The sequence below is a fragment of the Kineococcus sp. NBC_00420 genome (genome assembly GCF_036021035.1).
Classification (GTDB): domain Bacteria; phylum Actinomycetota; class Actinomycetes; order Actinomycetales; family Kineococcaceae; genus Kineococcus.
Window position 1 is genome coordinate 4,330,771 of sequence record NZ_CP107930.1, and the last position, 24,213, is coordinate 4,354,983.

23 protein-coding genes are annotated in these 24,213 nt (G+C 73.0%); 12 read left to right on the forward strand and 11 right to left on the reverse strand.

From position 1 onward, the window contains the following. Positions 1–4: 4 nt before the first annotated feature. Together hydA and OG218_RS21380 are read right to left on the reverse strand one after the other, a co-directional pair. The gene (gene hydA, locus OG218_RS21375) at positions 5–1,429 is read right to left on the reverse strand and encodes a dihydropyrimidinase (protein ID WP_328295238.1); all 1,425 of its coding nucleotides are present in this window, start codon (positions 1,427–1,429) and stop codon (positions 5–7) included. Next, positions 1,426–2,274, reverse strand: coding sequence for a nitrilase-related carbon-nitrogen hydrolase (locus OG218_RS21380; protein WP_328295239.1), 849 nt, complete (start codon positions 2,272–2,274; stop codon positions 1,426–1,428). Before OG218_RS21380 ends, hydA begins: the two co-directional genes overlap by 4 nt. 109 nt (positions 2,275–2,383) lie before the next feature. On the opposite strand from OG218_RS21380, the gene OG218_RS21385 reads away from it, so the two are divergent. Continuing rightward, positions 2,384–3,565 carry a PucR family transcriptional regulator gene (locus tag OG218_RS21385; RefSeq protein WP_328295240.1) on the forward strand — a complete coding sequence of 394 codons (1,182 nt, stop codon included), beginning with the start codon at positions 2,384–2,386 and terminating at the stop codon, positions 3,563–3,565. 36 nt (positions 3,566–3,601) lie between these two features. Here OG218_RS21385 and OG218_RS21390 read toward each other — a convergent pair whose 3' ends face one another. Both OG218_RS21390 and OG218_RS21395 read right to left on the reverse strand, forming a co-directional pair. After that, positions 3,602–4,822 carry a pyridoxal phosphate-dependent aminotransferase gene (locus OG218_RS21390; protein ID WP_328295241.1) on the reverse strand — a complete coding sequence of 407 codons (1,221 nt, stop codon included), beginning with the start codon at positions 4,820–4,822 and terminating at the stop codon, positions 3,602–3,604. A gap of 56 nt (positions 4,823–4,878) precedes the next feature. Beyond that, entirely contained in the window at positions 4,879–5,805 is a 927-nt protein-coding gene (locus OG218_RS21395; RefSeq protein WP_442906413.1) for a DMT family transporter, read from the reverse strand. Between OG218_RS21395 and OG218_RS21400 the strand changes: the two genes are divergently transcribed. The 9 genes from OG218_RS21400 to OG218_RS21440 all read left to right on the forward strand — a co-directional run bounded on the left by OG218_RS21400 (position 5,804) and on the right by OG218_RS21440 (position 14,664). Then, on the forward strand, positions 5,804–7,216 hold the full coding sequence (locus OG218_RS21400; protein WP_328295243.1) for an aminotransferase-like domain-containing protein: 1,413 nt from the start codon (positions 5,804–5,806) through the stop codon (positions 7,214–7,216). The genes OG218_RS21395 and OG218_RS21400 overlap by 2 nt on opposite strands. 44 nt (positions 7,217–7,260) lie before the next feature. After that, positions 7,261–7,830, forward strand: a complete 570-nt coding sequence (locus tag OG218_RS21405; RefSeq protein ID WP_328295244.1) for a dihydrofolate reductase family protein — start codon at positions 7,261–7,263, stop codon at positions 7,828–7,830. A gap of 23 nt (positions 7,831–7,853) precedes the next feature. Continuing rightward, on the forward strand, positions 7,854–8,426 hold the full coding sequence (locus tag OG218_RS21410; protein WP_328295245.1) for a YdcF family protein: 573 nt from the start codon (positions 7,854–7,856) through the stop codon (positions 8,424–8,426). 182 nt (positions 8,427–8,608) lie between these two features. Beyond that, positions 8,609–9,451: a fumarylacetoacetate hydrolase family protein gene (locus tag OG218_RS21415; RefSeq protein WP_328295246.1), complete on the forward strand. Its 843-nt coding sequence runs from the start codon at positions 8,609–8,611 to the stop codon at positions 9,449–9,451. Continuing rightward, complete coding sequence (locus OG218_RS21420) at positions 9,451–10,770, forward strand: L-fuconate dehydratase (protein ID WP_328295247.1); 1,320 nt, start codon at positions 9,451–9,453, stop codon at positions 10,768–10,770. The genes OG218_RS21415 and OG218_RS21420 overlap by 1 nt, the downstream gene beginning before the upstream one ends. Next, positions 10,767–11,513, forward strand: coding sequence for an SDR family NAD(P)-dependent oxidoreductase (locus tag OG218_RS21425; protein ID WP_442906414.1), 747 nt, complete (start codon positions 10,767–10,769; stop codon positions 11,511–11,513). The genes OG218_RS21420 and OG218_RS21425 overlap by 4 nt, the downstream gene beginning before the upstream one ends. A gap of 1 nt (position 11,514) precedes the next feature. Continuing rightward, on the forward strand, positions 11,515–12,486 hold the full coding sequence (locus OG218_RS21430; protein WP_328295248.1) for an aldo/keto reductase: 972 nt from the start codon (positions 11,515–11,517) through the stop codon (positions 12,484–12,486). Beyond that, a complete protein-coding gene (locus tag OG218_RS21435; RefSeq protein WP_328295249.1) occupies positions 12,483–13,310 on the forward strand; it encodes an amidohydrolase family protein in 828 nt (275 codons plus the stop codon). Before OG218_RS21430 ends, OG218_RS21435 begins: the two co-directional genes overlap by 4 nt. A 13-nt stretch (positions 13,311–13,323) precedes the next feature. Beyond that, positions 13,324–14,664, forward strand: coding sequence for an alpha-L-fucosidase (locus OG218_RS21440; protein ID WP_380157563.1), 1,341 nt, complete (start codon positions 13,324–13,326; stop codon positions 14,662–14,664). 3 nt (positions 14,665–14,667) lie between these two features. Here OG218_RS21440 and OG218_RS21445 read toward each other — a convergent pair whose 3' ends face one another. The 4 genes from OG218_RS21445 to OG218_RS21460 are packed head-to-tail and all read right to left on the reverse strand — an operon-like array spanning position 14,668 to position 17,116. Further along, complete coding sequence (locus OG218_RS21445) at positions 14,668–15,375, reverse strand: FadR/GntR family transcriptional regulator (RefSeq protein ID WP_328295250.1); 708 nt, start codon at positions 15,373–15,375, stop codon at positions 14,668–14,670. 1 nt (position 15,376) lies between these two features. After that, entirely contained in the window at positions 15,377–15,706 is a 330-nt protein-coding gene (locus tag OG218_RS21450; RefSeq protein WP_328295251.1) for an L-rhamnose mutarotase, read from the reverse strand. A gap of 32 nt (positions 15,707–15,738) precedes the next feature. Then, entirely contained in the window at positions 15,739–16,410 is a 672-nt protein-coding gene (gene pdxH, locus OG218_RS21455; RefSeq protein WP_328295252.1) for a pyridoxamine 5'-phosphate oxidase, read from the reverse strand. 22 nt (positions 16,411–16,432) lie between these two features. Then, the gene (locus OG218_RS21460; protein WP_328295253.1) at positions 16,433–17,116 is read right to left on the reverse strand and encodes a Type 1 glutamine amidotransferase-like domain-containing protein; all 684 of its coding nucleotides are present in this window, start codon (positions 17,114–17,116) and stop codon (positions 16,433–16,435) included. A 292-nt stretch (positions 17,117–17,408) separates the two neighbouring features. On the opposite strand from OG218_RS21460, the gene OG218_RS21465 reads away from it, so the two are divergent. Continuing rightward, positions 17,409–18,395, forward strand: a complete 987-nt coding sequence (locus tag OG218_RS21465) for a LacI family DNA-binding transcriptional regulator (RefSeq protein ID WP_328295254.1) — start codon at positions 17,409–17,411, stop codon at positions 18,393–18,395. Positions 18,396–18,419: 24 nt separating this feature from the next. Beyond that, complete coding sequence (locus OG218_RS21470; RefSeq protein ID WP_328295255.1) at positions 18,420–21,437, forward strand: alpha-mannosidase; 3,018 nt, start codon at positions 18,420–18,422, stop codon at positions 21,435–21,437. Here the strand turns inward: OG218_RS21470 and larC are convergent, their stop codons facing one another. Genes larC through OG218_RS21485 form a run of 3 tightly spaced genes read right to left on the reverse strand, consistent with a single transcriptional unit; the run spans position 21,438 to position 24,182 of the window. Continuing rightward, entirely contained in the window at positions 21,438–22,658 is a 1,221-nt protein-coding gene (gene larC, locus OG218_RS21475; RefSeq protein ID WP_328295256.1) for a nickel pincer cofactor biosynthesis protein LarC, read from the reverse strand. Continuing rightward, positions 22,655–23,344 carry a nickel pincer cofactor biosynthesis protein LarB gene (gene larB, locus OG218_RS21480; protein WP_328295257.1) on the reverse strand — a complete coding sequence of 230 codons (690 nt, stop codon included), beginning with the start codon at positions 23,342–23,344 and terminating at the stop codon, positions 22,655–22,657. Before larB ends, larC begins: the two co-directional genes overlap by 4 nt. Then, positions 23,337–24,182 carry an ATP-dependent sacrificial sulfur transferase LarE gene (locus OG218_RS21485; protein WP_328295258.1) on the reverse strand — a complete coding sequence of 282 codons (846 nt, stop codon included), beginning with the start codon at positions 24,180–24,182 and terminating at the stop codon, positions 23,337–23,339. Before OG218_RS21485 ends, larB begins: the two co-directional genes overlap by 8 nt. Positions 24,183–24,213: the final 31 nt, after the last annotated feature.

Below are 24,213 nucleotides of genomic sequence, written 5' to 3' on the forward strand. Positions count from 1 at the left end.
CCTTTCAGCGCAGGTACTGGGACAGGCCGCGGGGGACGAACCTCCCGTGGCCCGGGCTGCCCGAGTACGTCCCGCGGTCGACGATCACCGCACCGCGGGACAGGACGGTGCGGACGGACCCGGTCAGCTCGAAACCCTCGAAGGCCGAGTAGTCGATGTTCATGTGGTGGGTCTCGGCCGAGATCCGGGTGGTCGCGGCCGGGTCGTAGATCACGACGTCGGCGTCCGAACCGGGGGACACGCTGCCCTTGCGCGGGTACATCCCGAACATCCGGGCCGGCGTGGTGGAACAGGTCTCGACCCAGCGCTGCAACGACAGGTGCCCGTCGACGACCCCCTGGTGGACGAGGTCCATCCGGTGCTCCACCCCGCCCATGCCGTTGGGGATCTTCGAGAAGTCCCCCCGGCCCAGTTGCTTCTGGTCCTTGAAGCAGAACGGGCAGTGGTCGGTGGAGACCACCGCGAGATCGTCGGTGCGCAGACCCCTCCACAGGTCCGCGGCGTGCGGCTCGTGCCTGGAGCGCAGGGGAGTGGAGCAGGCGTACTTGGCGCCCTCGAAACTCCCCGGTCCACCGGCTCCCAGGTGGTCCTCGAGCGTCAGGTAGAGGTACTGCGGGCACGTCTCGGCGAAGACGTTCGCACCCTTCGCGCGTTCGGTCGCGATGCGTTCCAGCGCCTGGGAGGCCGAGACGTGCACGACGTAGAGGGGGGTCCCGCCGGCGACGTCGGCGAGGGCGATGGCCCGGTTGACGGCCTCCGCCTCGAGCGCGGCGGGGCGGGTGGTGCCGTGGAACACGGGGTCGGTGTCGCCGCGGGCCAGGGCCTGCTGGACGAGGACGTCGATGGCGGTGCCGTTCTCGGCGTGCATCATGATCGTGGCGCCGTTGTCGGTGGCGCGCTGCATGGCCCGCAGGATCTGGCCGTCGTCGGAGTAGAACACCCCCGGGTAGGCCATGAAGAGCTTGAAGCTGGTGATGCCCTCGTGGGCGACGAGGGAGTCCATTGCCGTGAGCGAGTCCTCGTCCACGCCACCGAGGATCATGTGGAACCCGTAGTCGATCGCGGAGTTCCCGGCGGCCTTGGCGTGCCAGGTCTCCAGCGCCCGCTCGACGACCTCGCCGGTGCGCTGGACGACGAAGTCGACGATCGTCGTGGTGCCGCCCCAGGCCGCGGCGCGGGTTCCCGTCGCGAACGTGTCGCTCGCCTCGGTCCCGCCGAAGGGCATCTCCATGTGGGTGTGCACGTCGACCCCGCCGGGCAGGACGTAGCAGCCGGTCGCGTCGATCCGGGTGTCCACTTCGAACGCGAAGGACCCGGGGGCCAGCAGGGCCACGACGGTCTCGCCCTCGATCAGCACGTCGGTGCGGACGGCGCCCGTCGAGGAGACCAGGGTTCCGTTCTCGACGAGAGTCCTCCGTCCCGTGGTCACGGCCGGACCAGGTCGCCGTAGGAGTCGGGGCGACGGTCGCGGTAGAACTGCCAGTCGGTGCGGGCCGTGCGGATGAGGTCCATGTCGAGGTCGCGGATCAGCAGTTCCGGGTTCTCGCTGCCGGCCTTCTCGCCCACGAAGTTCCCCATCGGGTCGGCGATGTAGCTGGTCCCGTAGAACGGCACCGCGTCGTCCCCGAACTCGCCGGTCTCGGTCCCGACCCGGTTCGGGACGGCGACGAAGTACCCGTTGGCGGCGGCCGCGGTGGGCTGCTCGAGTTCCCAGAGCCGGTTGGACAGCGAGGGTTTGGAGGCGTTGGGGTTGAAGACGATCTCGGCGCCGGCCAGACCCAGGGCTCGCCAGCCCTCGGGGAAGTGCCGGTCGTAGCAGATGTAGACCCCGACCTTGCCGACGGAGGTCTCGAAGACGGGGTAGCCCAGGTTGCCGGGGCGGAAGTAGAACTTCTCCCAGAACCGGTCCAGGTGCGGGATGTGGTGCTTGCGGTACTTGCCGAGGTACTTTCCGTCGGAGTCGACGACTGCCGCGGTGTTGTAGAGGACGCCGGGTTGTTCCTCCTCGTAGACGGGCAGGACCATCACGAGGCCGAGTTCCGCGGCCAGCGCCTGGAACCGCTTGACCGTGGGGCCCGGGACGGACTCGGCGTAGGCGTAGTACTTGCTGTCCTGGGTGATCCCGAAGTACGGACCGTAGAAGAGTTCCTGGAAGCACACGATCTGCGCACCGGCGTCGGCGGCCTGGCGCGCGTACTCCTCGTGCGCCTCGATCATGCTCTCCTTGTCGCCGGTCCAGGCGGCCTGGACCAGTGCGACGCGCAGCGTCGTCATGGCACCGCTCCTTCTGCTCGAGGGGGAACGTCCGGGTTCTGAGGATTCCCCTCCGGGCCGACGTGCACAAGAACGCCGGGACACGGGTTCACCTCGCTAGGGTGTGCACATGCACAGCACCGGAAACGCGGCCGAAACGGCGGCCGTGCGCTCGGTCCTGCTGGAACTGCTCGGCGACGTCGACGCGCTGGCCGAACGCTTCGTCACCCAGCTGATGGAGGTCGTGCCCTACGCCGACGGCGCCGTCGAGCGTGCCCGGCTCCTCGACGACGGGGTCAACACCTACGAACGGGTGCTGCGCCGGCTCGTGGACCTGCCCGTCCCGGACCGCCTGGTGGAGCTCTCCCGCGCGGTGGGCCGGCACCGGGCGCAGATCGACGTCCCGCTCTCGGCCGTCACCACCGGGACGCGGTTGCACTTCCGGGTCGTGTGGGAGGAACTCGCCGACCGGTTGACGTCCGAGGCGCTGGTCGCCGCGGTCACGTTGCCGGTGCAGTTGTGGCAGGCCGTCGAGGAGCACTCCAACGACGTCCAGATCGGCTACCACGAGGCGGCGACCGCCCTGGCCTACGAACGCGACCGGGACCGCCGACGCATCGTCGAGGCCTTCCTGGACTCCGACGGTGAGGACGGGGACCTGCTGGCCCGGGCAGCCGCGGTGCTGGGCGCCGGGGTCGGTGACGACGTCTTCTGCGCGTTCGTGCCCTCCCGCACGGCCGTGGCCGGGCTCGTCGGGAACTCCGCCGGTGTGCGACTGCACGAGTGGCGCGGCGGGACCGTCGTCCTGGCGACGCGGCCCCGGGGGACCTGGCCCGCCGACGAGGTCGCGGCGGGACGGGCCGCCGTCCCCGCGGTGCTGCGTTCGGTGCCCTGCGGGGTCGGTCCGCTGGCGCGTGGACTGGCTCGCCTGCCGCGGGCGGTCCGGGTGGCCCAGCAGGTCGCGGGGGCGCTGCCGGCGGGGGCGACCGGACCGGTGCGCCCTGCGGACAACGCGCTGGCCGTCGCGGCCCGCGCGCTGGGGGCGATCCGCGACGACCTGGCCGACGACGTGCTGCACGACCTGCTCGCCCTCACCCCACCCGAGCGCGACCGGCTGCTGGAGACCCTCGACACCTTCACCGCGACGGGTTCCGTCGCGGTGACGGCGGAGCGGACGTTCTGCCACCGCAACACCGTGCTGAACCGGCTCCGGCGCATCACCGAGTGCACGGGACTCGACGTGACCGTGCCCGACCAGGCGGTCGTCCTGCTGCTCGCCCTCACCGCCTGGCGGCAGCGCACGGGTGGCTGACCCGCGCGCCGGGCCGGGCGGTTCGTCGGGGGAGGGTCACGCCATCGAGAACAACCGGTCGGTGAGGAACGTACCGATCCGCCCGATGGCGCTCTCCAGGTCCTCGACCCGGGGGAGGGTGACGATCCGGAAGTGGTCGGGTTTCGGCCAGTTGAACCCGGTACCCTGCACGACGAGGACGTGCTGGGACTCCAGCAGGTCCACGATGAGCTGGTAGTCGTCCTTCACCTCGTGGACCTCCGGGTCGAGGCGGGGGAAGCAGTAGAGCGCGCCGCGGGGTTTCACGCAGCTCACCCCGGGGATCTCGTTGAGGAGTTCCCACGTGCGGTGCGCCTGCTCGGCGAGGCGACCACCGGGCAGGACGAGGTCGTTGATCGACTGGTGCCCGGACAGCGCGGCCTGCACGACGTACTGCGCGGGGACGTTGGCGCACAGGCGCATGTTGGCCAGCAGGTCGAGTCCCTCGATGAAACCCCGTGCGTGCCGCTTGGGTCCCGACAGGTACATCCAGCCGGACCGGAAACCCGCGACCCGGTACGCCTTGGACAACCCGTTGAACGTGATGCACAGCAGGTCGGGGGCGAGCGAGGCCGTCGAGACGTGCACGGCGTCGTCGTAGAGGATCTTGTCGTAGATCTCGTCGGAGAGGACGAGCAGGCCGAACTCGCGGGCCACCTGCAGCATCCCCTCGAGGACGGGTCGCCCGTACACCGCGCCGGTGGGGTTGTTCGGGTTGATGACGACGAGGGCCTTGGTGTGGGGGGTGACCTGCGCGCGCAGGTGGTCGAGGTCGGGTTCCCAGCCGGCCGACTCGTCGCAGAGGTAGTGCACGGCGCGACCGCCGGCGAGGCTGACCGCCGCCGTCCACAGCGGGTAGTCGGGGGCGGGGACGAGGACCTCGTCGCCGTCGTTGAGCAGCGCCTGCATCACCATGACGATGAGTTCGCTGACCCCGTTGCCCATGTAGACGTCACCGACGCCGACGTTCGGGACGCCCTTGAGCTGGCTGGACTGGACGACCGCGCGGCGGGCCGAGGGGATGCCCTTGCTGTCGCTGTAGCCCTGCGCGACGGGCAGGTTGGCGATCATGTCCTGGAGCAGTTCGTCGGGAGCCTCGAACCCGAACGGGGCCGGGTTGCCGATGTTCAGCTTGAGGATCCGGTGTCCGGCGTCCTCGAGCTGCTGCGCGCGGCTGAGGGCCGGCCCGCGCACGTCGTAGAGGACGTTCGCGAGTTTGTCGGACTGCTCGAAGTTCATCGTCGCGCCTGTTCTGGGTTCCGTGGACGGGTCGGTCATCGGCTCGTGACAGCTTGTCACGATCGGGTCCGCGAGCGGACGGCGAGGGCGGCGGACCCGATGACGAGGAGTCCGCCCACGGCCGTCGTCGCGGTCAGGGGTTCCCCGAGCAGCAGAGCCGCCCAGGTGATGGTCAGGACGGGTTGCACCAGTTGCACCTGGCTGACCCGGGTCATCGGGCCGATGCCCAGACCGCGGTACCAGGCGAAGAACCCGAGGAACGTGCTCACCACGGCGAGGTAGCCGAAGGCGGCCCACTGCCCGGCCGTGGCGGCCGGGGGAGTGCTCACCGCGGAGACGAGGGTCAGCGCGAGCATCGCCGGTGAGGCCAGCACGAGGGCCCAGGAGATCGTCTGCCACGACCCGAGTTCCCGCGCCAGCAGCCCGCCCTCGGCGTAGCCGATCGCCGCGGCCGCGACGGCCCCCAGGAGGAGCAGGTCGGCGGCGTGGTGCAACCCGCCTGCCCCACCCCCCTGCACGGCCGCGAAGGCGACGGCGGCGCCCGCTCCGATCGCCGCGGTGACCCAGAAGGTCGTCGGCGGTCGCTCGCCGGTGCGCAGGACGGCCGTCACCGCGGTCGCGGCCGGCAGCACGGCGATGACCACGGCACCGTGGACGGCGGGGGTGCTCGTCAGGGCGAAGGAGGTGAGCAACGGGAACCCGGCCACCACCCCGCCCGCGACGACCGCGAGGCGCAGCCACTGCCGGGAGGTCGGGCGCGCGGCCCGGGTCACCCGCAGGGCCAGGGCGGCGAGCACCGCCGCCACGACGGCGCGCCCGGAACCGATGAACAACGGGGCCAGCCCGCCCACCGCGATGCGGGTGAGGGGGACGGTGAAGGAGAAGGCGAGCACGCCGAGGCTGCCCCAGAGCAGTCCACCGGCGGCCGGCGCAGGCGGTAACACCTGGCGCGAAACCTCGATAGCGTTACTCTGCCTGCTCATGGTCGACGATAGCACCGTCACGGTGGCCGACAGCCTGCGCGCGTGGGTGGTGACGGCCTCACCCGGATCGCGGCTGCCGTCGAACCGTGAGCTCGTCGCACGGTTCGGGGTGAGCCCCGTGACCGTCCAGAAGGCGTTCCGGCGGTTGACCACCGCCGGCCTCATCGAGACCCGGCCGGGGGTCGGCACCTTCGTCCGGGCCCGACCCGCCGTGCGGCCGGCGGACTACGGCTGGCAGACGGCGGCCCTGCGGGCTCCGCACACCCGACCGCCGGCCGTGTCGGCGCCGATGCGCTCGGCCGACCCGGACGCCATCGCCCTGCACTCCGGGTACCCGGCCCGCGACCTGCTGCCGGAACGGCTGTTGCGCAACGCCTTCGCCCGGGTGGGCCGGAGCGAGTCGGGGTGGACGCGGTCGTCGGTGGCGGGTGACCCCGACCTGCGGTCCTGGTTCGCCGGTGAGCTCGCGGCGGTCACCCCGGCCGGGACCACCCCGCCCGCGGCGCGCGACGTCGTCGTCCTGCCGGGAACCCAGAGCGGGCTCAGCTCGGTGTTCCGGGCGCTCGTGGGTTCCGGGCACCCGGTGCTGGTGGAGTCCCCGACCTACTGGGGTGCCCTGCTGGCCGCGGCCCAGGCGGGGGTGGACGTCGTCCCGGTCCGGGGTGGCCCCGACGGGCCGGACCCGGCCGACCTGGCCCGCGCCTTCACCGAGACCGGTGCCCGCGCGTTCTACGCCCAGCCCACGTTCGCGAACCCCACCGGAGCGCGGTGGAGCGCGGAACGGGCCGACCAGGTCCTCGACGTGGTGCGCGCCCACGACGCCTTCCTCGTCGAGGACGACTGGGCGCACGACTTCGCCGTCGAGGGTGAGGTGTCGCCGGTCGCCGCCCGGGACGACGCGGGTCACGTCGTCTACCTGCGGTCGCTGACCAAGAGCGTGTCGCCGGCCGTGCGGGTGGGAGCGCTGGTGGCCCGCGGACCGGCCCGCGAACGCATCCTCACCGACCGCCTCGCCGAGTCGGTCTACGTCAGCGCCGTCCTGCAGGCCGTGGCCCTGGAGGTCGTGACGGCTCCCGGCTGGCGCACCCACCTGCGGACGATGCGGGGGAACCTGCGGGCTCGTCGGGACCTGATGGTCGAGGAACTGCAGCGCCGGGTCCCCTCGGCGCACCTGGCGCTGGTCCCCGCCGGTGGCCTCAACCTGTGGGCCCGCCTGCCCGAGGGCACCGACGTCCAGCGCCTGGTGCGCGAGTGCGAAGCGGAGGGCGTGGTGGTCGCGGCGGGCGACGAGTGGTTCCCCGCCGAACCGTCGGGCCCGTTCGTGCGGGTGAACTACTCCGGACCGGAACCGGAGCGGTTCGGCGAGGGTCTCGCGATCCTCGGGCGGGTGCTGGCCCGGCAGGAGGGGTGAGGATCGTCCTTGCCCTCCCCGCGTGATCAGGAGAGGGTGGCCGGGTGCGACGCCTCACCTACCACGTCGGGACGACCCTCGACGGGTTCATCGCCGGGCCCGCGGGTGAGTTCGACTTCTTCCCCGTCAGCGCGGACCACCTCGCGCAGATGGTCGCCGAGCACCCCGAGGTCCTGCCGAGCGCGGCGCGGCGGGCGATGGGGGTCGACGAGCTGCCCAACCTCCGCTTCGACACCGTCGTGATGGGCTGGGACACCTACCGTCCCGCACTGGAGGCGGGCATCGGCAGTCCCTACGCCCACCTGCGCCAGGTCGTCGCGTCCAGGACGCGCAGCCCGCAGGACCCGGCGGTGGAGGGCACCGCGGACGCGCTCGCGACCGTCCGGAGCCTGAAGGCCGAGGACGGTCTCGGGATCTGGCTGGCCGGTGGTGGACGACTCGCCGGTGCCCTGGCCGAGGAGGTCGACGACCTGGTGCTCAAGGTGTACCCCGTGGTCGCCGGTGACGGGATCCGGGTCTTCTCCGGCGGGTTCTCCGTCCGGGCCTTCGACGCGACCGGCTCGCGCACGTTCGACAGCGGGGCGGTGGTCCTGTCCTACGCCAGGCAGCGCTGACCGCGGCCGGCCTCGGTGCCGGGGTGTTCCTCGTCGTCGAGGCCGCCCACCGGATCGCCTCGCGGCGGGGGTTCCCGGCGGGCGGGGGAGGAGGCGCGCCCGACGTCGTCCTCGTCCTCGGCTGCCCGTCCCGTCGTGACGGCTCGCTGCACCCCCTGCAGCGCTGGCGCACCGAGATCGCCGTCCGGACCGCACCCGCTGCGCGTCTGGTGTTCTCCGGTTTCGCGGGGGACCACGGTCGCAGCGAGGCCGCGGTGATGGCCGAGCACGCCCGGGACGACCTCGCCGTCCCGCCCGACCGGATCGTGCTCGAGACCGCCGCCCGCACCACCTGGGAGAACGTCGAGCTCACCCTGGGGGAGCTGCAGCGGGGTGGACGGGTGGCCATCGCCTCCTCCCCGCTGCACGCGTTGCGGGCCCGCCGCTACCTCCTGCAGCAGCGGCCGGACCTGGCGCTGCGGCTGGTGCCCGCGGCGGACTACCGCTTCGGTGAACGGTGGCGATGGAAGGCGCTGACCCTCCTCTACGACGTTCTGCGCTCGGTGTCGTTCCGGTTGCGCGTCGACCGAGCGGGTGAGACATCCGATGTCCACTGACAAATGCCGGGAAGAAGAGTGCCTTGACACGGCAAGACGCCGAGGGGAGGCTTCAGACATCCGAGGTCTGCCGCGCGACTCGGTGCGGTCCACGCCGCGGTGACACCGACGTCACCCACCCTGCGCGGTACCGCGTTGTCCGGCCCCGGCGGCCGCTGAACCACCAACGCACTAGGAGAACCATGAAGATCATGCGCATCGGAGCACCGGGTTCGGAACGGCCCGTGGCCCTGCTCGGGGACGGCCGCCACGTGGACCTCTCCGAGGTGCTCGACCCGCGCACGGCGTGGACCGAGCAGGACCTCGACCGGGCCCGCGCGGCCCTCGCGGACGCCGCCCCGACCGACGTCGCGGGGGAGCGGGTGGGCAGCCCGATCCCCCGACCGGGCGCCGTCGTCTGCATCGGGCTGAACTACCGCGACCACGCGGCCGAGACCGGTGCGCAGGTGCCCGGAGAACCCGTCGTCTTCCTCAAGGTCCCCTCGACCGTGATCGGCCCCTTCGACGAGGTCCTCGTCCCGCGGGGCAGCGTGAAGACCGACTACGAGGTGGAACTCGGGGTCGTCCTCGGCCGCCGGGTCCGCTACCTGGACTCCGCCGAGGAGGGGCTGGCCGCCGTCGCGGGCTACGTCGTGTCGCACGACGTCTCGGAACGGGAGTTCCAGCTCGAACGGGGCGGTACCTGGGACAAGGGGAAGAACTGCGAGACGTTCAACCCGCTCGGTCCGTGGTTCGTCACGGCCGACGAGGTGCCCGACCCGACGTCGCTGGGCCTGCGGTGCTGGGTCGACGGTGAACTCCGCCAGGACGGCACGACGAAGGACCTGGTGTTCGGGATCGGTGAGCTCGTCCGCTACCTCAGCCGGTTCATGGTGCTCGAGGCGGGGGACGTCATCAACACCGGGACCCCGGCGGGGGTGGCCCTGGGCCGGCCCGACCCCAAGCCGTACCTGCGGGCCGGGCAGGTCGTGGAGTGCGAGATCGACGGCCTCGGCCGCATGCGGCAGACGGTGGGGGCGGCCTGATGGCCCGGTTCACGACGTTCACGACCCACGACGTGCGGTTCCCGACCTCGCGCGACCTCGACGGCTCCGACGCGATGAACCCCGACCCGGACTACTCCGCCGCCTACCTCGTCATCGGCACCGACGATGCCGACGGGCTGCAGGGGCACGGTTTCGCGTTCACCATCGGCCGCGGCAACGACGTGCAGGTCGCGGCCATCGACGCCCTCGCCGGCCACCTCCTCGGCCGTGACGTCGACGCGGTGCTCGACGACATGGGCGCCACCTGGAAGTCCTTCGTCGACGACTCGCAGCTGCGCTGGCTGGGACCCGAGAAGGGCGTCATGCACATGGCGATCTCGGCGGTCGTCAACGCGCTCTGGGACCTGCGGGCCAAACGGGCCGGTCTGCCGTTGTGGGACCTGCTGGGGCGCATGTCCCCGGAGGAGCTCGTCGCGCTCGTCGACTTCCGCTACCTGACCGACGCGCTGACCCGCGACGACGCGCTGCAGATCCTGCGCGCCGCGGAACCGGGGCGGGCCGCCCGCCGGGAGGAGCTGCTGAGCCGTGGTTTCCCCGCCTACACGACGACGCCCGGCTGGCTCGGCTACTCCGACGAGAAGCTCGTGCGGCTCGCCCACGAGGCCGTCGCGGAGGGTTTCACCCAGATCAAGCTGAAGGTCGGCGCGAACGTCGAGGACGACGTGCGGAGGATGCGCATCGCGCGGGAGGCCGTCGGACCGGACGTGCGGATCGCCGTCGACGCCAACCAGCGCTGGGACGTCGGCCCCGCGATCGAGTGGATCGGAGCGCTCGCGCCGTTCGACCCGTGGTGGGTGGAGGAACCGACGAGCCCCGACGACGTCCTCGGCCACGCCGCGATCCGCCGGGCCGTGAGCCCCGTGAAGATCGCCACGGGTGAGCACGTGCAGAACCGGATCGTGTTCAAGCAGCTCCTCCAGGCCGGTTCCCTCGACGTGCTGCAGATCGACGCGGCCCGGGTCGCGGGGGTCAACGAGAACGTGGCGATCCTGCTGCTCGCCGCGAAGTTCGGCGTCCCGGTCTGCCCGCACGCGGGCGGCGTGGGGTTGTGCGAACTCGTGCAGCACCTGTCGATGTTCGACTTCGTCGCCGTCGCGGGCACCACGCAGGACCGGGTGATCGAGTACGTCGACCACCTGCACGAGCACTTCGTCGACCCCGTCGACGTCTCCGGCGGGTGCTACCACGCGCCGCGGAACCCGGGTTTCAGCGCAGAGATCCACCCGGGGACCCTGCAGCACTTCGCCTTCCCGGACGGCGCCGAGTGGCGCCCCGTCGCGACGGAGGTGCCGGCGTGAGCGGGATGGACGGGCTGCGGGTGCTGGTGACCGGGGGCGCCTCGGGGATCGGCGCGGCCACGGCGGCACGCTTCGAGGAGGAGGGGGCGCGGGTCGTCGTGCTCGACCGGGAACGCGCGGAGGGGTTCACCTCGGTGGTGGCCGACCTCTCCGACGACGCCTCCGTCCGAGCGGCGGTCGCGGAGGCCGTCGAGACCCTCGGCGGGCTCGACGTCCTGGTCAACAACGCGGGGATCGGAGCGACCGGGAGCGTCGCCGACAACGACGACGAGGAGTGGCACCGCGTGTTCGACGTCAACGTGCTGGGCATCGTGCGCACCACCCGGGCCGCGCTGCCGGCCCTGCGCGCCTCCGAGCACGCGGCCGTGGTGAACACGTGCTCCATCGCGGCGTGGACGGGACTGCCGCAGCGCGCCGTCTACTCTGCCACCAAGGGCGCCGTGCAGGCGCTCACCCTCGCGATGGCCGCCGACCACCTGGCCGACGGGATCCGGGTCAACTGCGTGAACCCGGGGACGGCGGACACGCCATGGGTGCAGCGCCTGCTCGACGCCAGCGCCGACCCGGCCGCCGAACGGGCTGCGCTGCAGGCCCGGCAGCCCACCGGACGCCTGGTGAGCGCGGAGGAGGTCGCGCACGCGATCGTCCACCTCGCCGACCCGCGGTCCTCGGCCACCACCGGCGTCGCGCTGGCGGTGGACGGTGGCCTGCACACGCTCCGTCTCCCCGCCCGGAGCGTGTGACGTGCTGGACCTCGGGCGCTGGGGATTGGGCGCGGCCGCCCTCGGGAACCTCTACACGGCCGTGGACGACGCCACCGCCCGCGCGACCGTCGACGCCTGCTGGGACGCCGGGATCCGCTACGTCGACACCGCACCGCACTACGGGCTCGGGCTGTCGGAGCAGCGGGTGGGTGCCGCGTTGCGCGAGCGGCCCCGCGGTGAGTTCGTGCTGGAGACCAAGGTGGGCCGGCTGCTGAGACCGGTGCCCGCCCAGGGACGCGACAACGAGGGCGGGTTCGACGTCCCCGCGGCCTTCGAGCGGGTCTGGGACTTCTCCGCGGCGGGGGTGCGGAGGTCGGTGGAGGAGAGCCTGGCACGTCTCGGGCTGGACCGCATCGACGTCGCCCTCGTGCACGACCCCGACGATCACGTCGAGGAGGCCCGGGCCGGGGCGTTCCCGGAACTCCTGCGGATGCGCGAGGAGGGACTGATCGCCGCCGTCGGCGTCGGGATGAACCAGACGGAACTCCCGACCCGCTTCGTCGAGGAGTTCGACCTCGACGTCGTCCTCGTCGCCGGGCGCTACCACCTGCTCGACGCGAGCGCGCTGACGGAGCTGTTGCCGACCGCGGTGCGCCGGGGGACGGCCGTCGTCCTCGGCGGGGTGTTCGCCTCCGGGATCCTGGCCCACGACGATCCGCCGGCCGAGGCCACCTACGCCTACGCACCGGCGCCGGCGGAACTGCTGGAGCGGGCGCGGCGGATCGCGGTGGTCGCCCGCGAGCACGGGACGACGTTGCCGGCGGTGGCGGTGCAGGCCGCTTCCGCGCACCCGGGCGTCGCCTCGCTCGTGCTGGGGATGCGTTCCCCGGCGGAGGTCGCCCGCAACGCGGCGCTCTTCGACACCCCGGTGCCCCCGGAGGCCTGGGAGGCGTTGCAGCGCGAACACCTGCTGCCCGCGGGGATGCCGGTGCCGACGGAGGCCGGCGCATGACCTCGGTGATCGACGCCCACCACCACCTCTGGAACCCCGCGGTCCGCGCGTACCCGTGGATGGTGGACGAACTGGCGAAACCCTTCACCCTCGAGGACCTGCGGCAGGTGACGGCGTCGGCCGGGGTGGACCGCACCCTGCTCGTCCAGACCGTCTCCGACCTCGCCGAGACGCGGGAGTTCCTCGCGACCGCGGCTGCGTCGCAGGGGCTCATCGCCGGCGTCGTCGGCTGGGTGGAACCCACCGGCGACGTCGCGGGGCAGATCGCGGAACTCCGGGACGGGCCGGGGGGCGACCTCCTCGTCGGGGTCCGCCACCAGGTCGAGGACGAGGCCGACCCGGACTGGTTCGCCCGTCCCGGGGTGGTGGACGGTGCGCGGTCGGCCGCCGGCGCGGGGTTGGTGACCGACCTGCTCGTGCGCTTCGACCAGCTCCCGTCGGCGACGAGGCTCGTGGACGCGGTGCCCGACGGTCGTTTCGTCCTCGACCACGGGGCCAAACCCCCGATGGGTACCGAGGACTACGGCGTGTGGGAGACCGGGGTCCGGGAGGTCGCCCGCCGCCCGCAGGTCGTCGGCAAGCTCTCCGGGCTCTTCACCCTGGACCACCAGGAACTCCTCCCCGTCGCCGTCGCCCACCTGATCGACGTCTTCGGTCCGGACCGGCTGGTCTTCGGGACCGACTGGCCGGTCAGCACCCTCGCCCAGGAGTACGCCGACGTCGTGGCCCGCACCCGGGAACTCCTGAGCGGGTTCTCGACCTCCGAACGCGACGCCGTCCTGGCCGGGAACGCCGTCTCCACCTACCAGCTGCAACCCCTCTGAGAGGAACCGCACCGTGGCCATGTTCACCGACGCCCCGCAGCGTCCCGAGCTGTACCGGAAGTTCGAACGCGAGGTCCCGCAGTGGTACCGGGACGTCAAGTTCGGGATCTTCGTCCACTGGGGTGCCTACTCGGTGCCGGCCTGGGCCGAACCCATCGGCGAGCTCGGCACGATCGACCCCCACGAGTGGATGAAGCACAACCCCTACGCCGAGTGGTACGCGAACACCATCCGCCTCGACGGCTCTCCCGCCCAGCAGCACCACGCGGAGGTGCACGGCGGGAAGCCCTACGACGAGTTCCTCGACGAGTGGTCCGCGTCGGAGTTCGACCCGGTCGACCTGGTGGCGCTCTTCCGGCGCGCGGGTGCGGGGTACCTCGTCCCGACCACCAAGCACCACGACGGCATCACGTTGTGGGACGCCCCGGGCACGGGAACCCGCAACACCGTGGCCCGCGGCCCGCGGCGGGACATCGTCGCCGAGTTCGCGGCGGCCGCCCGCGCCGCCGGGATGAAGTTCGGCACCTACTACTCCGGCGGCCTCGACTGGCACTTCACCGACCTGGCCCCGCACGACGGCGACCCGCTGCTGGAGAACCGCCCCGTGGACGCGGCGTACAACTCCTACGCCTTCGCCCACGTCGCCGACCTCATCGCGAAGTACGCCCCGGACGTCCTCTGGGGTGACATCGAGTGGCCCGACGCAGGCAAGCCCGACGGCCCGGAGAGCTTCGCCCGCATCCTCGAGCGGTACTACGCCGCCGTGCCCGAGGGTGTGGTCAACGACCGCTGGGGACTGACGCACTGGGACTTCCGGACGAGTGAGTACCAGGCCGGTCGCGACGCCGAGTCGCAGGGCGTGTGGGAGAACTGCCGCGGGATCGGGTACTCGTTCGGCTACAACCAGGTCGAGGACGCCTCGCACTACCTGGACGGGCCGGGCGCGGTGCGCCACCTGCTGGACGTCGTCTCCCGCGGCGGGAACTTCCTGCTCAACGTCGGTCCGGACGAGGCCGGTCGCATCCCGGAACTGCAGCGGCGCTGCCTCGAACAGGTCGGGGACTGGATGGAGCTGAACTCCACCGCGGTGCACGGGACGACGACGTGGGTGGAGGGTTCCGCCTCGGAGGAGCCGTGGGTCCGCTTCACCCGCAGCGGTGACGTCGTGCACGCCGTCGTCGACGCGACCGGCCCGGTGACCCTCGACGTCCCCGCCGGGTCGCTCTCGCCCGCTTCGGCCCGGCTGCCCGACGGCACTCCGGTGCCGGCGCGGGAGGAGGACGGCCGGGTCGTGCTCGAGGTCCCCGCCGCGACGGTGCCCGGTCCGGTCGTGGTGGACCTCGACCTGGCGTGACGGTCAGTCGGGCGGGAGAGGTCCCTCGCCACCGTGGTCGGCACTGACCGACCGCAACCACTGCTCGACGCCCGCGACGTGGACCTCGGCCCAGGCCCGGGCCACGTCGTGCCGGCGCGTGGCCATCGCCTGCTGGATGGCGCGGTGCTCGTCGAGGGTCCGGGTCGTCGCGGACTCCTGGGTCAGCCCGCGCCACACGCGGGCCCGGTGCAGCGGGCCGGAGAAGCTCTCGATGAGAGAGGCGAGGACGGAGTTCCCGGACCCCAGGGCGATCCGCCGGTGGAACTCCTGGTCGTTGGCGACCAGGTCCTCCACGGTGGGGTCGGGACCCAGTTCGTCGAGCAGGTCGGCGAGTGCGGTGATCTCGGCGTCGTCCATGCGGGTCGTCGCCATCGACGTCGCGGCGGGTTCGAGCAGTCGGCGGACCTCGAGGAACTCCAGCAGCGAGTCGTCGCGCTGGACGTCCACGACGAACGTCACGGCGTCCAGCATCACCCCGGGTTCGAGGCTGGAGACGTAGGTGCCGTCCCCCTGCCGGACGTCGAGGACGTTGATGAGGGCCAGCGCCCGGACGGCTTCGCGCAGCGAGTTGCGGGACAGCCCGAGGGCGGCGCTGAGTTCCGCCTCGCGGGGCAGCCGGTCACCCGGCCGGAGTTCCCCGCCGAGGATCATCTGCTTGATCTGCTCGATGGCCTCGTCGGTGAGCGCCACGTCAGCCGTTCCCGCCCTGCTGGTCCCGGAAGCTCCACACGAACGGCAGGCCGTCGTCCCCGCCGGAGTAGTCGTCGGCCGCCGACTGCAGGGGGGTCACCCGCGCCTGCCAGGCCAGGTTCGCGGGGTGGTCCCGGAGGTGTTCGCGCATCACCTGGTAGTCCTCGACGTCGAGCCAGTGGAAGACGTCGCAGCCGTCGCGCCAGATCCGCCAGTCACGCACCCCGGCCTCGGCCAGGGCCTGCAGGAGGTCGTCGGGAACCCTGGCGTGCAACCGGTCGTAGTCCTCGACCGCGTCCTCGTGCAGGCGGGTGTGCAACGTCCTCTCCATGCCGCAACGCTACCCGCAGTCCCCCCGGGAGCTCAGGGTTGGCGACGTTCGACCCGCCAGGGCCCGGCGTCGTCGAGGGCGGCCGGACCGGCGTCGGCCACGAAGACCAACCGGTCGTGCAACCGGGAGGTCCGGCCCTGCCAGAACTCCACCTCCCGGGCCCGCACGAGGTACCCACCCCAGTGCGGGGGCACCGGCACGTCGTCCGCGGAACCGGTGTCCGGCCAGCGTTCCCGCAGTTCCGCCTCGCGCGCGTGCAGCGCCGCGGCGGAGGGGACGGTCTGCGACTGCTCGCTCGTCCAGGCCCCGATGCGGGAACCGTGGGGACGGCTGACGAAGTAGGCCCCGGTCTCGGCCCGGGGGACCTCCTCGGCCACACCCCGGACGGAGACCTGACGGTGCAGGCCGTGCCAGCCGAAGAGCAGCGCGACCCGCGGGTCGTGGGCGATCCCGTGGGCCTTGCGGGAACGCTGGTTGGTGAAGAACACGAACCCCCGGCCGTCGACGGCCTTGAGCAGCACGGTGCGGGCCGAGACACCGTCGGTGTCCACCGTCGCGACGGTCATCGCGTTGGGTTCGACCACGTCGGCGGCCACGGCGGCGGAGTACCAGTCCTGGAACTGCGCGAGCGGTGTCGCGGCGAGGGTCGACTCGTCGAAGGGCGTGGTGCCGTAGTCGACACGACGGGCAGCGGGGTCTTCCACGGGACCACGCTATCCCCGTGGCTCAGCCGCCCGTCAGCCGCCAGGTGGTTCCCGCGGGGAGCTCACGCTCCGCGCCGTCGGGCGTGACGAGGTGCAGCGGCTCCGGACCGACCGCGCGGGCCCGCGTCCCGTCGCTGACCAGACCGCTGCGTTCGGGGAGACCGATCACGACGCGACCGTGGCGGCGGGACCAGTGCCGGAGTTCCGCCGTGAGCGAGGGTTCGTGGTGCGGCCGCAGGACGGCCCCGGCGACGCGGTCGAACCCGTGGGTGTCGGTGACGCCGGCGTGGTTCGGGTCCAGTCCCTCCGCGATCGCGATGTCCGCGCCGAGCAGGACGGCTCCCGCGCTCCCGCCGTAGACCAGCCCGCCGCCGTCGAGGAACGTCCGCAACGGTTGCCAGAGGCCGCGCTGGCGGATCTCCTGAACCAGGTCGAAGGTGTTGCCGCCCGGGAGGGCCACCACGTCCACCCCGGTCAGGTCGCCGTCCCCGCCGTCCTCACCGTCTTGGCCCACGCCCCAGGCCTGCACCGTGAACTCGCCCCGGGCGGCCAGCGCGGCGCGGAACCAGCGGACGCTGCCGTCGCGCTGCGCCCCAGGAGCCATCGCGAACGGCCAGAGGGCGACGCGGCGACCCGGCAGGAACACCTCGTCCCACAGCAGCGCCTCGTCGTGCTCGTCCCCGCCGCCGCCGAGGTGGACCGTCACCCCGTCACCCCGCCGTGCGTCGTGGCAGCGCTCGGTCGCTCGTCCTCGGCGTCGGTCACCGGACCGGGACGGGACGCCCGTTCGGCGGGCAGGGGTGCGTCGTCGACCTCCACCCGTCCAGGATGCAGCACGGACGACTCGCGCGAGGTCGGGCCCCGGGTGCGGACGGGGGGTGGGGCACCGCGAGCCCGCTGACGCGCGGACGACCATCGGCTACCTTGTCGCCGAAGGCTCTGGAAACGTTCGCAGGGCAGCAGGGGGGGTCGTGGTGGGTCCAGGTCGTCCGCCCACGATGCGTGACGTCGCAGCGCACGCCGGGGTCAGCATCAGCACCGTCTCGCGGGTCGTCAACGCCGAGAGGTACGTCGACCCGGGCACGCGCGAGAAGGTCGAGGCGTCCGTCGCGAGCCTGGGGTTCCTGCGCAACGAGAGCGCCCGCACGCTCCGGCCAGGGCAGCGCACCGCGACGATCGCCCTCGTCGTCGAGGACCTCACGAACCCCTTCTCCGCCGACCTGGCCCACGGGGTCGAACTCGTCGCGGCCGGCGCGGGGTACGTGATGCTGCTGCTCTCGACCGGTCGCGACGCGAACGGCGACCGGGACCGGGCCCGGGAACGCGAGATCGTCGCCGAACTGCTGAGCCGCCGGGTGGACGGCGTCCTGATCGTCCCGGGGGCCGACGACGCGGACGGCCACTACGCCGCGCTCGCCGAGCGCGCCCCCGTCGTCTTCGTCGACCGCCTCCCGCGCGGGGTCCGGGGTGACGTCGTCCTGCTGGACAACTCCGGCGGCAGCCGGCGTCTCACGACGTGGTTGCTGGACCGGGGGCACCGCCGGATCGGCTACGTCGGCGGCGACCAGCGCTCCGGTCCGGGATCCCGCCGGTACGCGGGGTTCCGTGCGGCGCTCAAGGCGGCGGGGATCGGTGAGGAGCCCGAACTGCTCCGGTTCGGTCACCACAGCAGCGACGAGGCCAGGACCGCGACGAACGGGCTCCTCGCGCTGTCGCGACCGCCCACCGCGCTGTTCTGCGACAACAACCGGATGACGGTCGGGGCACTGCTCGCCGTCCACCGGGCGCGGGCCGACGTCGTCCTCGCGGGTTTCGACACCGTGGAACTCGCCGAGGTCCTCGTGGACCGGGTCGCCCTCGTGACCTACGATCCCGTCGACGTCGGTCGCCGGGCGGCGAGGCTGCTCACCGAGCGGCTGTCCGGCGAGACGTCCGCCCCACGCCGCATCACCGTTCCGGTCGAACTCGCGGAGTTCGGCAGCTGAAGAAGGACCGTCGAGGAGGACGTCGTGCACGACCAGCGTCAGGTCACCGAAGCCCGTCTGGAACGAGCGGTCGTGCAGCGCATCGCGCCCGCCGTGCACACCCGGTCCCTGCCCGTGGAGGTGGCCGCCTGGCCCGCACCGGGTGAACCCGTCCCGATCGAGGAGGGCCTCGGCGCGACGTACGGTGAGTTCGCCGTGGGGCAGGCCTGGGGACCGCCCTGGAGCACCACCTGGTTCCGGTTGCGCGGGGAGGTCCCGGCGGACTGGGCCGGACGTGAGGTCGAGGTCGTGTTCGACCTGGGCACCGACGCCCGCAACGTGGGGTTCCAGGCGGAAGGGCTCGTCTACACGCCGGCGGGCGAACCGGTGAAGTCCATCAACCCGCTCTCGACCTGGATCCCGGTGCCGGCCGGGACGACGACGTTCGAGTTCTTCGTCGAGGCCGCGGCCAACCCCGACGTGCTCGGTGGCGGCGGGCGGGCGTTCGACCCCTCCCCGATGGGTGACGTGCTGACCGCCCCGAGGGACCCGCTCTACGTCCTGGCCCGCGCCGACCTCTGCGTGCGCGACGTCGAGGTCGCCGAGCTGCTGAGCGACCTGGAGGTCCTCGGTGGGCTGATGCTGGAACTCCCGCTCGAGGACGCCCGGCGCTACGAACTCCTGCGGGGCATCGACCTGGCGCTCGACGCCCTCGACCCGCACGACGTGGCGGGCTCCGCCGCCCGGACGCGGGCGGTGCTCGCTCCGCTGTTCGCCGCGAAGGCCCGCGCCTCGGCGCACCGCGTCAGCGCCGTCGGCCACGCGCACATCGACTCCGCCTGGCTCTGGCCCCTGCGCGAGACGGTCCGCAAGGTCGCGCGGACGGCGGCGAACGTCACCCAGTTGATGGACGTGCACCCCTCCTTCGTCTACGCCATGAGTTCCGCCCAGCAGTTCGCCTGGATCGCCGAGCACCGCCCCGAGGTGCACGAGAAGGTGAAGCGGCGCATCGCCGAGGGACGTTTCGTCCCCGTCGGCAGCATGTGGGTCGAGTCCGACACCAACATGGTCGGGTCCGAGGCCATGGTCCGTCAGTTCCTCGAGGGCAAGGGGTACTTCGCCCGCGAGTACGGGATCGACACCGAGGAGGCGTGGCTCCCCGACTCCTTCGGGTACTCGGCCGCGCTGCCGCAGATCATGAAGCTCGCCGGGGTCCGCTGGTTCCTCACCCAGAAGATCTCCTGGAACACCGACAACAAGTTCCCGCACCACACCTTCGACTGGGAGGGCATCGACGGCACCCGGATCTTCACCCACTTCCCGCCCGTCGACACCTACAACTCCGAGCTCTCGGCGAAGGAACTCGCGCACGCCGCCCGGAACTACCAGGAGAAGGGCCGCGCCGAGTGGTCCCTCGTCCCGTTCGGCTGGGGTGACGGCGGCGGTGGCCCCACCCGCGAGATGCTCTCCCGCGCGGACCGCCTCGGGGACCTGGAGGGCTCGACGAGGGTCTCGCTGCACTCACCCCGCGAGTTCTTCACCACCGCGGAGCAGGACTACCCCGACCGGCCGGTGTGGTCGGGTGAGCTGTACCTGGAACTGCACCGCGGCACCTACACCTCGCAGGCGAAGACCAAGCAGGGCAACCGGCGCAACGAGCACCTGCTGCGCGAGGCCGAGCTCTGGGCCACCACGGCGAGCGTCCGGCATGGAGCGGAGTACCCCGCGGCGAGGTTGCAGGAGCTGTGGCGGACGGTGCTGCTGCACCAGTTCCACGACATCCTGCCCGGTTCCTCGATCGCGTGGGTGCACCGCGAGGCCGCGGCCACCCACGCCCGGGTCAGCGCGGAACTCGAAGGGATCGTCGCGACCTCGTTGGCGACGGTGGCGGGGGAGGGCACGACCGCGCTCGTCGCCAACCCCACCCCGCACCCGCGCACCGGGGTGCCCGCGCTCGGTCTCGGCGTCGCGGAACCCTCCGCCGCCGTCGTGAACTTCACCTCCGACGGTCCGGACACCGTCCTGGACAACGGGGTGCTGCGGGTGCGCGTCGACGCGGCCGGCAACGTCACCTCCGTCCTCGACCTCGCCGCCGACCGGGAGGTGCTGCTGCCGGGGACGCACGCCGGTCTGCTGCAGCTGCACCGCGACACCCCCAACAAGTGGGACGCCTGGGACGTCGACGCGCACTACCGCCACGTCGTGCGCGACCTCGTCGAGGCCGACTCCGTCGAGCTGCACGCCGACGAGGGGGAAGGGGCGAGCGTCGTCGTCACCCGGTCCACCGGTGCGAGCACGCTCGTCCAGACGGTCCGGTTGCCGCGCGGGGAGTCCCGCATCGCCTACACCCTCGACGTCGACTGGCACGAGCGCGAGGCGATGCTCAAGGCGGCCTTCGGCCTCGACGTCCACGCCGACCGCTCGGCCTCCGAGATCCAGTTCGGCCACGTGTTCCGGGCGACCCACGAGAACACCAGCTGGGACGCCGCCCGGTTCGAGATCTGCGCGCACCGCTGGCTGCACGTCGCGGAGGCCGGGTACGGCGTCGCGGTGACGAACTCCGCCACCTACGGTCACGACGTGACCCGCTCGGTCGTGGCGGACGGCCGCCCCGGCACCACGGTGCGGTTGTCGCTGTTGCGGGCGCCGCTCTCGCCGGACCCGGAGACAGACCAGGGTCGTCACGTCCTGGAGTACTCCCTCGTGGTGGGGGCGGACATCGCCGACGCCGTGCGCGAGGGGTACCGGCAGAACCTGCCGGAACGGGTCGTCACCGGCGCCGGTCCGGTCGCGCCGCTCGTCGCCGTCGACGTCCCGGGCGTGGTGGTGGAGGCCGTGAAGCTCGCCGAGGACGGGTCGGGCGACGTCGTCGTCCGGCTCTACGAGTCCCTGGGGGCCCGCGAGCGGGCTCGGCTCACCTGGGGTTTCCCGGTCGCGTCGGTGTCCGAGGTCGACCTGCTCGAACGCCCGCGGGAGGAAGGCGTGACGAGCGTGCAGGACGGCGGGGCGAGCGTCTCGCTGCGGCCCTTCCAGATCCTCACCCTCCGCCTCGCCCGGGCCTGATCAGGGCGCGTCGCGCAGGACGGCGCCGGGGGGTGGGGGAGCGCCGACCACCCACCCGGCGTCGGCCGCGGCGGCGAGCGCGGCGGTCAGGGCGGTGCGTTCCGGCCGGCCGCTCGCCCGGGCCAGCGCGGCGACGGTGTCGAACTCCGGCATCACCTGCCGGACGATCCCGCCGGCGTGGCCGACCTTCACCGCGACGCTCCCGCCCTCGACCGCCACGTCGACCCAGCCCCGCGGCAGCGCGAACCGGGTGCAGTCGCTGCGGCGCACGCCCAGCGTCGACGTGCTCGCGACCACCTCCGCCTCGAGCGCGTCGGCGCGTTCGGGCGCGGCGAGCACGGTGAGGACGTGCGCCGGGCGGCCCTTCTTCATGAGGACGGGGACGAGCCACGCGTCGTCGGCGCCGGTGGCGAGCAACCCTGCGAGGACCCCCGGCCACAACCGGGGGTCGAGGTCGTCGACGTTCGCCTCGAGCTGGACCCCGCGGCGACGCGGAACCGCTGCGGCCGTGCGCGTTCCGACGACCACCCGGGTCACGTTCGGACGCCCGGCGACGTCGCGCGTCCCCGCCCCGGTGCCCGACCCCGTGACCCGCAGCCCGGGCAGGTCCTCGTCCTCGCCGAGCGCCGCGAGGAGGGCCATGCCGGTGGGGGTGGTGAGTTCGCCCTCGCCGCCGGCCAGCACCCGCCGGCCCCGGGAGAGTTCCACGACGGCCGGGACGGGGACGGGGATCGAGCCGTGCGCGGCCCGGACCCGTCCCGAGCCGAGCGCGACGGCTCCCGAGCTCACGGTGGTGATCCCGAGGTCGTGCAGCGCGGCGCAGACCCCGACGACGTCGGCGATCGAGTCGAGCGCGCCGACCTCGTGGAAGTGCACGTCGGCCGCGGGCACCCCGTGGACGTGGCCCTCGGCCCGGGCCAGCAGCGCGAACACCGCGGTGGCGTCGTCGCGCACCCGCGCCGCGAGGCCCGCGCCGGCCAGCATCGCCTCGATGCTCGACCAGCTGCGGTGCGGCGGGTCCTCGTCGCGCAGGTCCACCTCGGCCTTCGTGGCCCGCAGCCCGGCCCGGGTGACGGTCGCCGTCGAGATCGCCACGGCGTCCCCCACGACCGCGGCCACGGCGCCCCGGACGGCGTCCAGGGACGCGCCCGCGTCCAGCAGGGCGCCGAGCAGCATGTCCCCGGCGATGCCGGCGGAGGCGTCGATCCACGCGTGCGTCATGCCCCGTCCTCCTGCGGTGCGGCGATCTGCGCGGCCAGGTGACCTGCGCCGTACCCGTTGTCGATGTTCACGACGCTCACGCCCGGCGCGCAGGAGTTCAGCATGGTCAGCAGCGGGGCGAGCCCGCCGAACGCCGCGCCGTAGCCGACGGAGGTCGGCAACCCGACGACCGGGGCGCTCACCAGCCCGGCGACGACGCTGGGCAGCGCGCCGTCCATCCCGGCGGCCACGACGATCACCCGGGCCCGGCGGAGCAGGTCGAGGCGCGCGAGCACGCGGTGCAGCCCGGCGACGCCGACGTCGACGACGAGTTCGCTGCGCCGGCCCAGGTAGCCCGCGGTGAGGTGCGCCTCCCGTGCGGCGGGCAGGTCGGAGGTCCCCGCGGCGAGCACGACGACGAGGCCGCCCCGCGGTTCCGGCCGCGTCGGCGGCCAGGCCAGCAACCCGGCGCTCTCGTCGTGGAACGCGTCGGGCAGGACGTCCAGGACGGCGGCGGCGTGCTCGGCGCCGGCCCGGGTGAACAACGTCGTGACGTCGGGACGCCCGGCGAGGGCGGTCGCGATGCGCCGCACCTGCTCGGGGGTCTTGCCGGCGCAGTAGACCGCCTCGGGGTAGCCGCGCCGCGCCCCCCGGTCCAGGTCGAGCTCGGCGATCCCGGCCAGCGGGTCGGGGAGCGGTTCAGCCACGTTGCAGCACCTCCAGGGTGAACGCCCCGGACTGCATCCCGGCGAGGTCGAGGGTCGCCCAGCGGAACCCCGCGCCGCGCACGGCGCTCAGCACGCCCGGGCGCAGCTCGCCGGCCGCGCGCAGCAGGTCCTCGGGGTGCAGTTCGAGCCGGGCGATCTCGCCGTGGTGGCGGACCCGGACGTCCGCCAACCCCAGCGCGTGCAGCGCCGCCTCGGCGGCCTCCACCTGGGCGAGCTTCGCCGGGGTGACCTCCTGGTGGTGCGGGATGCGGGACGCGAGGCACGGCGCGGCGGGTTTGTCGGCGCAGGGCAGGGCCCAGGCCCGGGCGAGCGCGCGGACCTGCGCCTTGTCCATGCCGGCGTCGGCCAGTGGACGCAGGACTCGGTGCGCCGCAGCGGCTCTCGACCCCGGACGGTCGGGACGCCGGGCGTCGTCGGCGTTCTCGCCGTAGGCGACGGCGTCCAGGCCGTGGGCCTGCACGACGTCGTCGTCGATCCGCTGGAACAGCTCGTCCTTGCAGTGGAAGCAGCGGTCCGGCCCGTTGGCGCGGTAGGCGGGGTTGTCGCCCTCGCGGGTCGCGACCTCCAGTACCCGGACCCCGACGTGGGCGGCGACGTCGTGGGCCGCGACCCGTTCGCTCGCGGGCAGGCTCGGGGACACCCCGAGGACGGCGGTCACCCGGGACGCCCCCAGCGTGCGCGCCGCGGCCGCCAGCACGACGGAGGAGTCCACCCCGCCGGAGAACGCGACGCCGAGCCGCTCGATGCCCTCGAAGCAGCGCGCCAGCGGGCCGGGCACCCCGTCCCGGTCGGGGGGGACGGGTGACGAGCTGGGCATCGCGGTTCCTTCCGGTTCGCTCGGGCGACCG

Excerpts from the sequence above, each read along its gene's own strand:
- OG218_RS21380 (WP_328295239.1), bottom strand. The coding sequence starts at position 2,274 with ATGACGACGCTGCGCGTCGCACTGGTCCAGGCCGCCTGGACCGGCGAC.
- OG218_RS21385 (WP_328295240.1), top strand. The coding sequence starts at position 2,384 with ATGCACAGCACCGGAAACGCGGCCGAAACGGCGGCCGTGCGCTCGGTC.
- OG218_RS21390 (WP_328295241.1), bottom strand. The coding sequence starts at position 4,822 with ATGAACTTCGAGCAGTCCGACAAACTCGCGAACGTCCTCTACGACGTG.
- OG218_RS21400 (WP_328295243.1), top strand. The coding sequence starts at position 5,804 with ATGGTCGACGATAGCACCGTCACGGTGGCCGACAGCCTGCGCGCGTGG.
- OG218_RS21395 (WP_442906413.1), bottom strand. The coding sequence starts at position 5,805 with ATGAGCAGGCAGAGTAACGCTATCGAGGTTTCGCGCCAGGTGTTACCG.
- OG218_RS21415 (WP_328295246.1), top strand. The coding sequence starts at position 8,609 with ATGAAGATCATGCGCATCGGAGCACCGGGTTCGGAACGGCCCGTGGCC.
- OG218_RS21420 (WP_328295247.1), top strand. The coding sequence starts at position 9,451 with ATGGCCCGGTTCACGACGTTCACGACCCACGACGTGCGGTTCCCGACC.
- OG218_RS21435 (WP_328295249.1), top strand. The coding sequence starts at position 12,483 with ATGACCTCGGTGATCGACGCCCACCACCACCTCTGGAACCCCGCGGTC.
- OG218_RS21450 (WP_328295251.1), bottom strand. The coding sequence starts at position 15,706 with ATGGAGAGGACGTTGCACACCCGCCTGCACGAGGACGCGGTCGAGGAC.
- OG218_RS21465 (WP_328295254.1), top strand. The coding sequence starts at position 17,409 with ATGCGTGACGTCGCAGCGCACGCCGGGGTCAGCATCAGCACCGTCTCG.
- larC (WP_328295256.1), bottom strand. The coding sequence starts at position 22,658 with ATGACGCACGCGTGGATCGACGCCTCCGCCGGCATCGCCGGGGACATG.
- OG218_RS21485 (WP_328295258.1), bottom strand. The coding sequence starts at position 24,182 with ATGCCCAGCTCGTCACCCGTCCCCCCCGACCGGGACGGGGTGCCCGGC.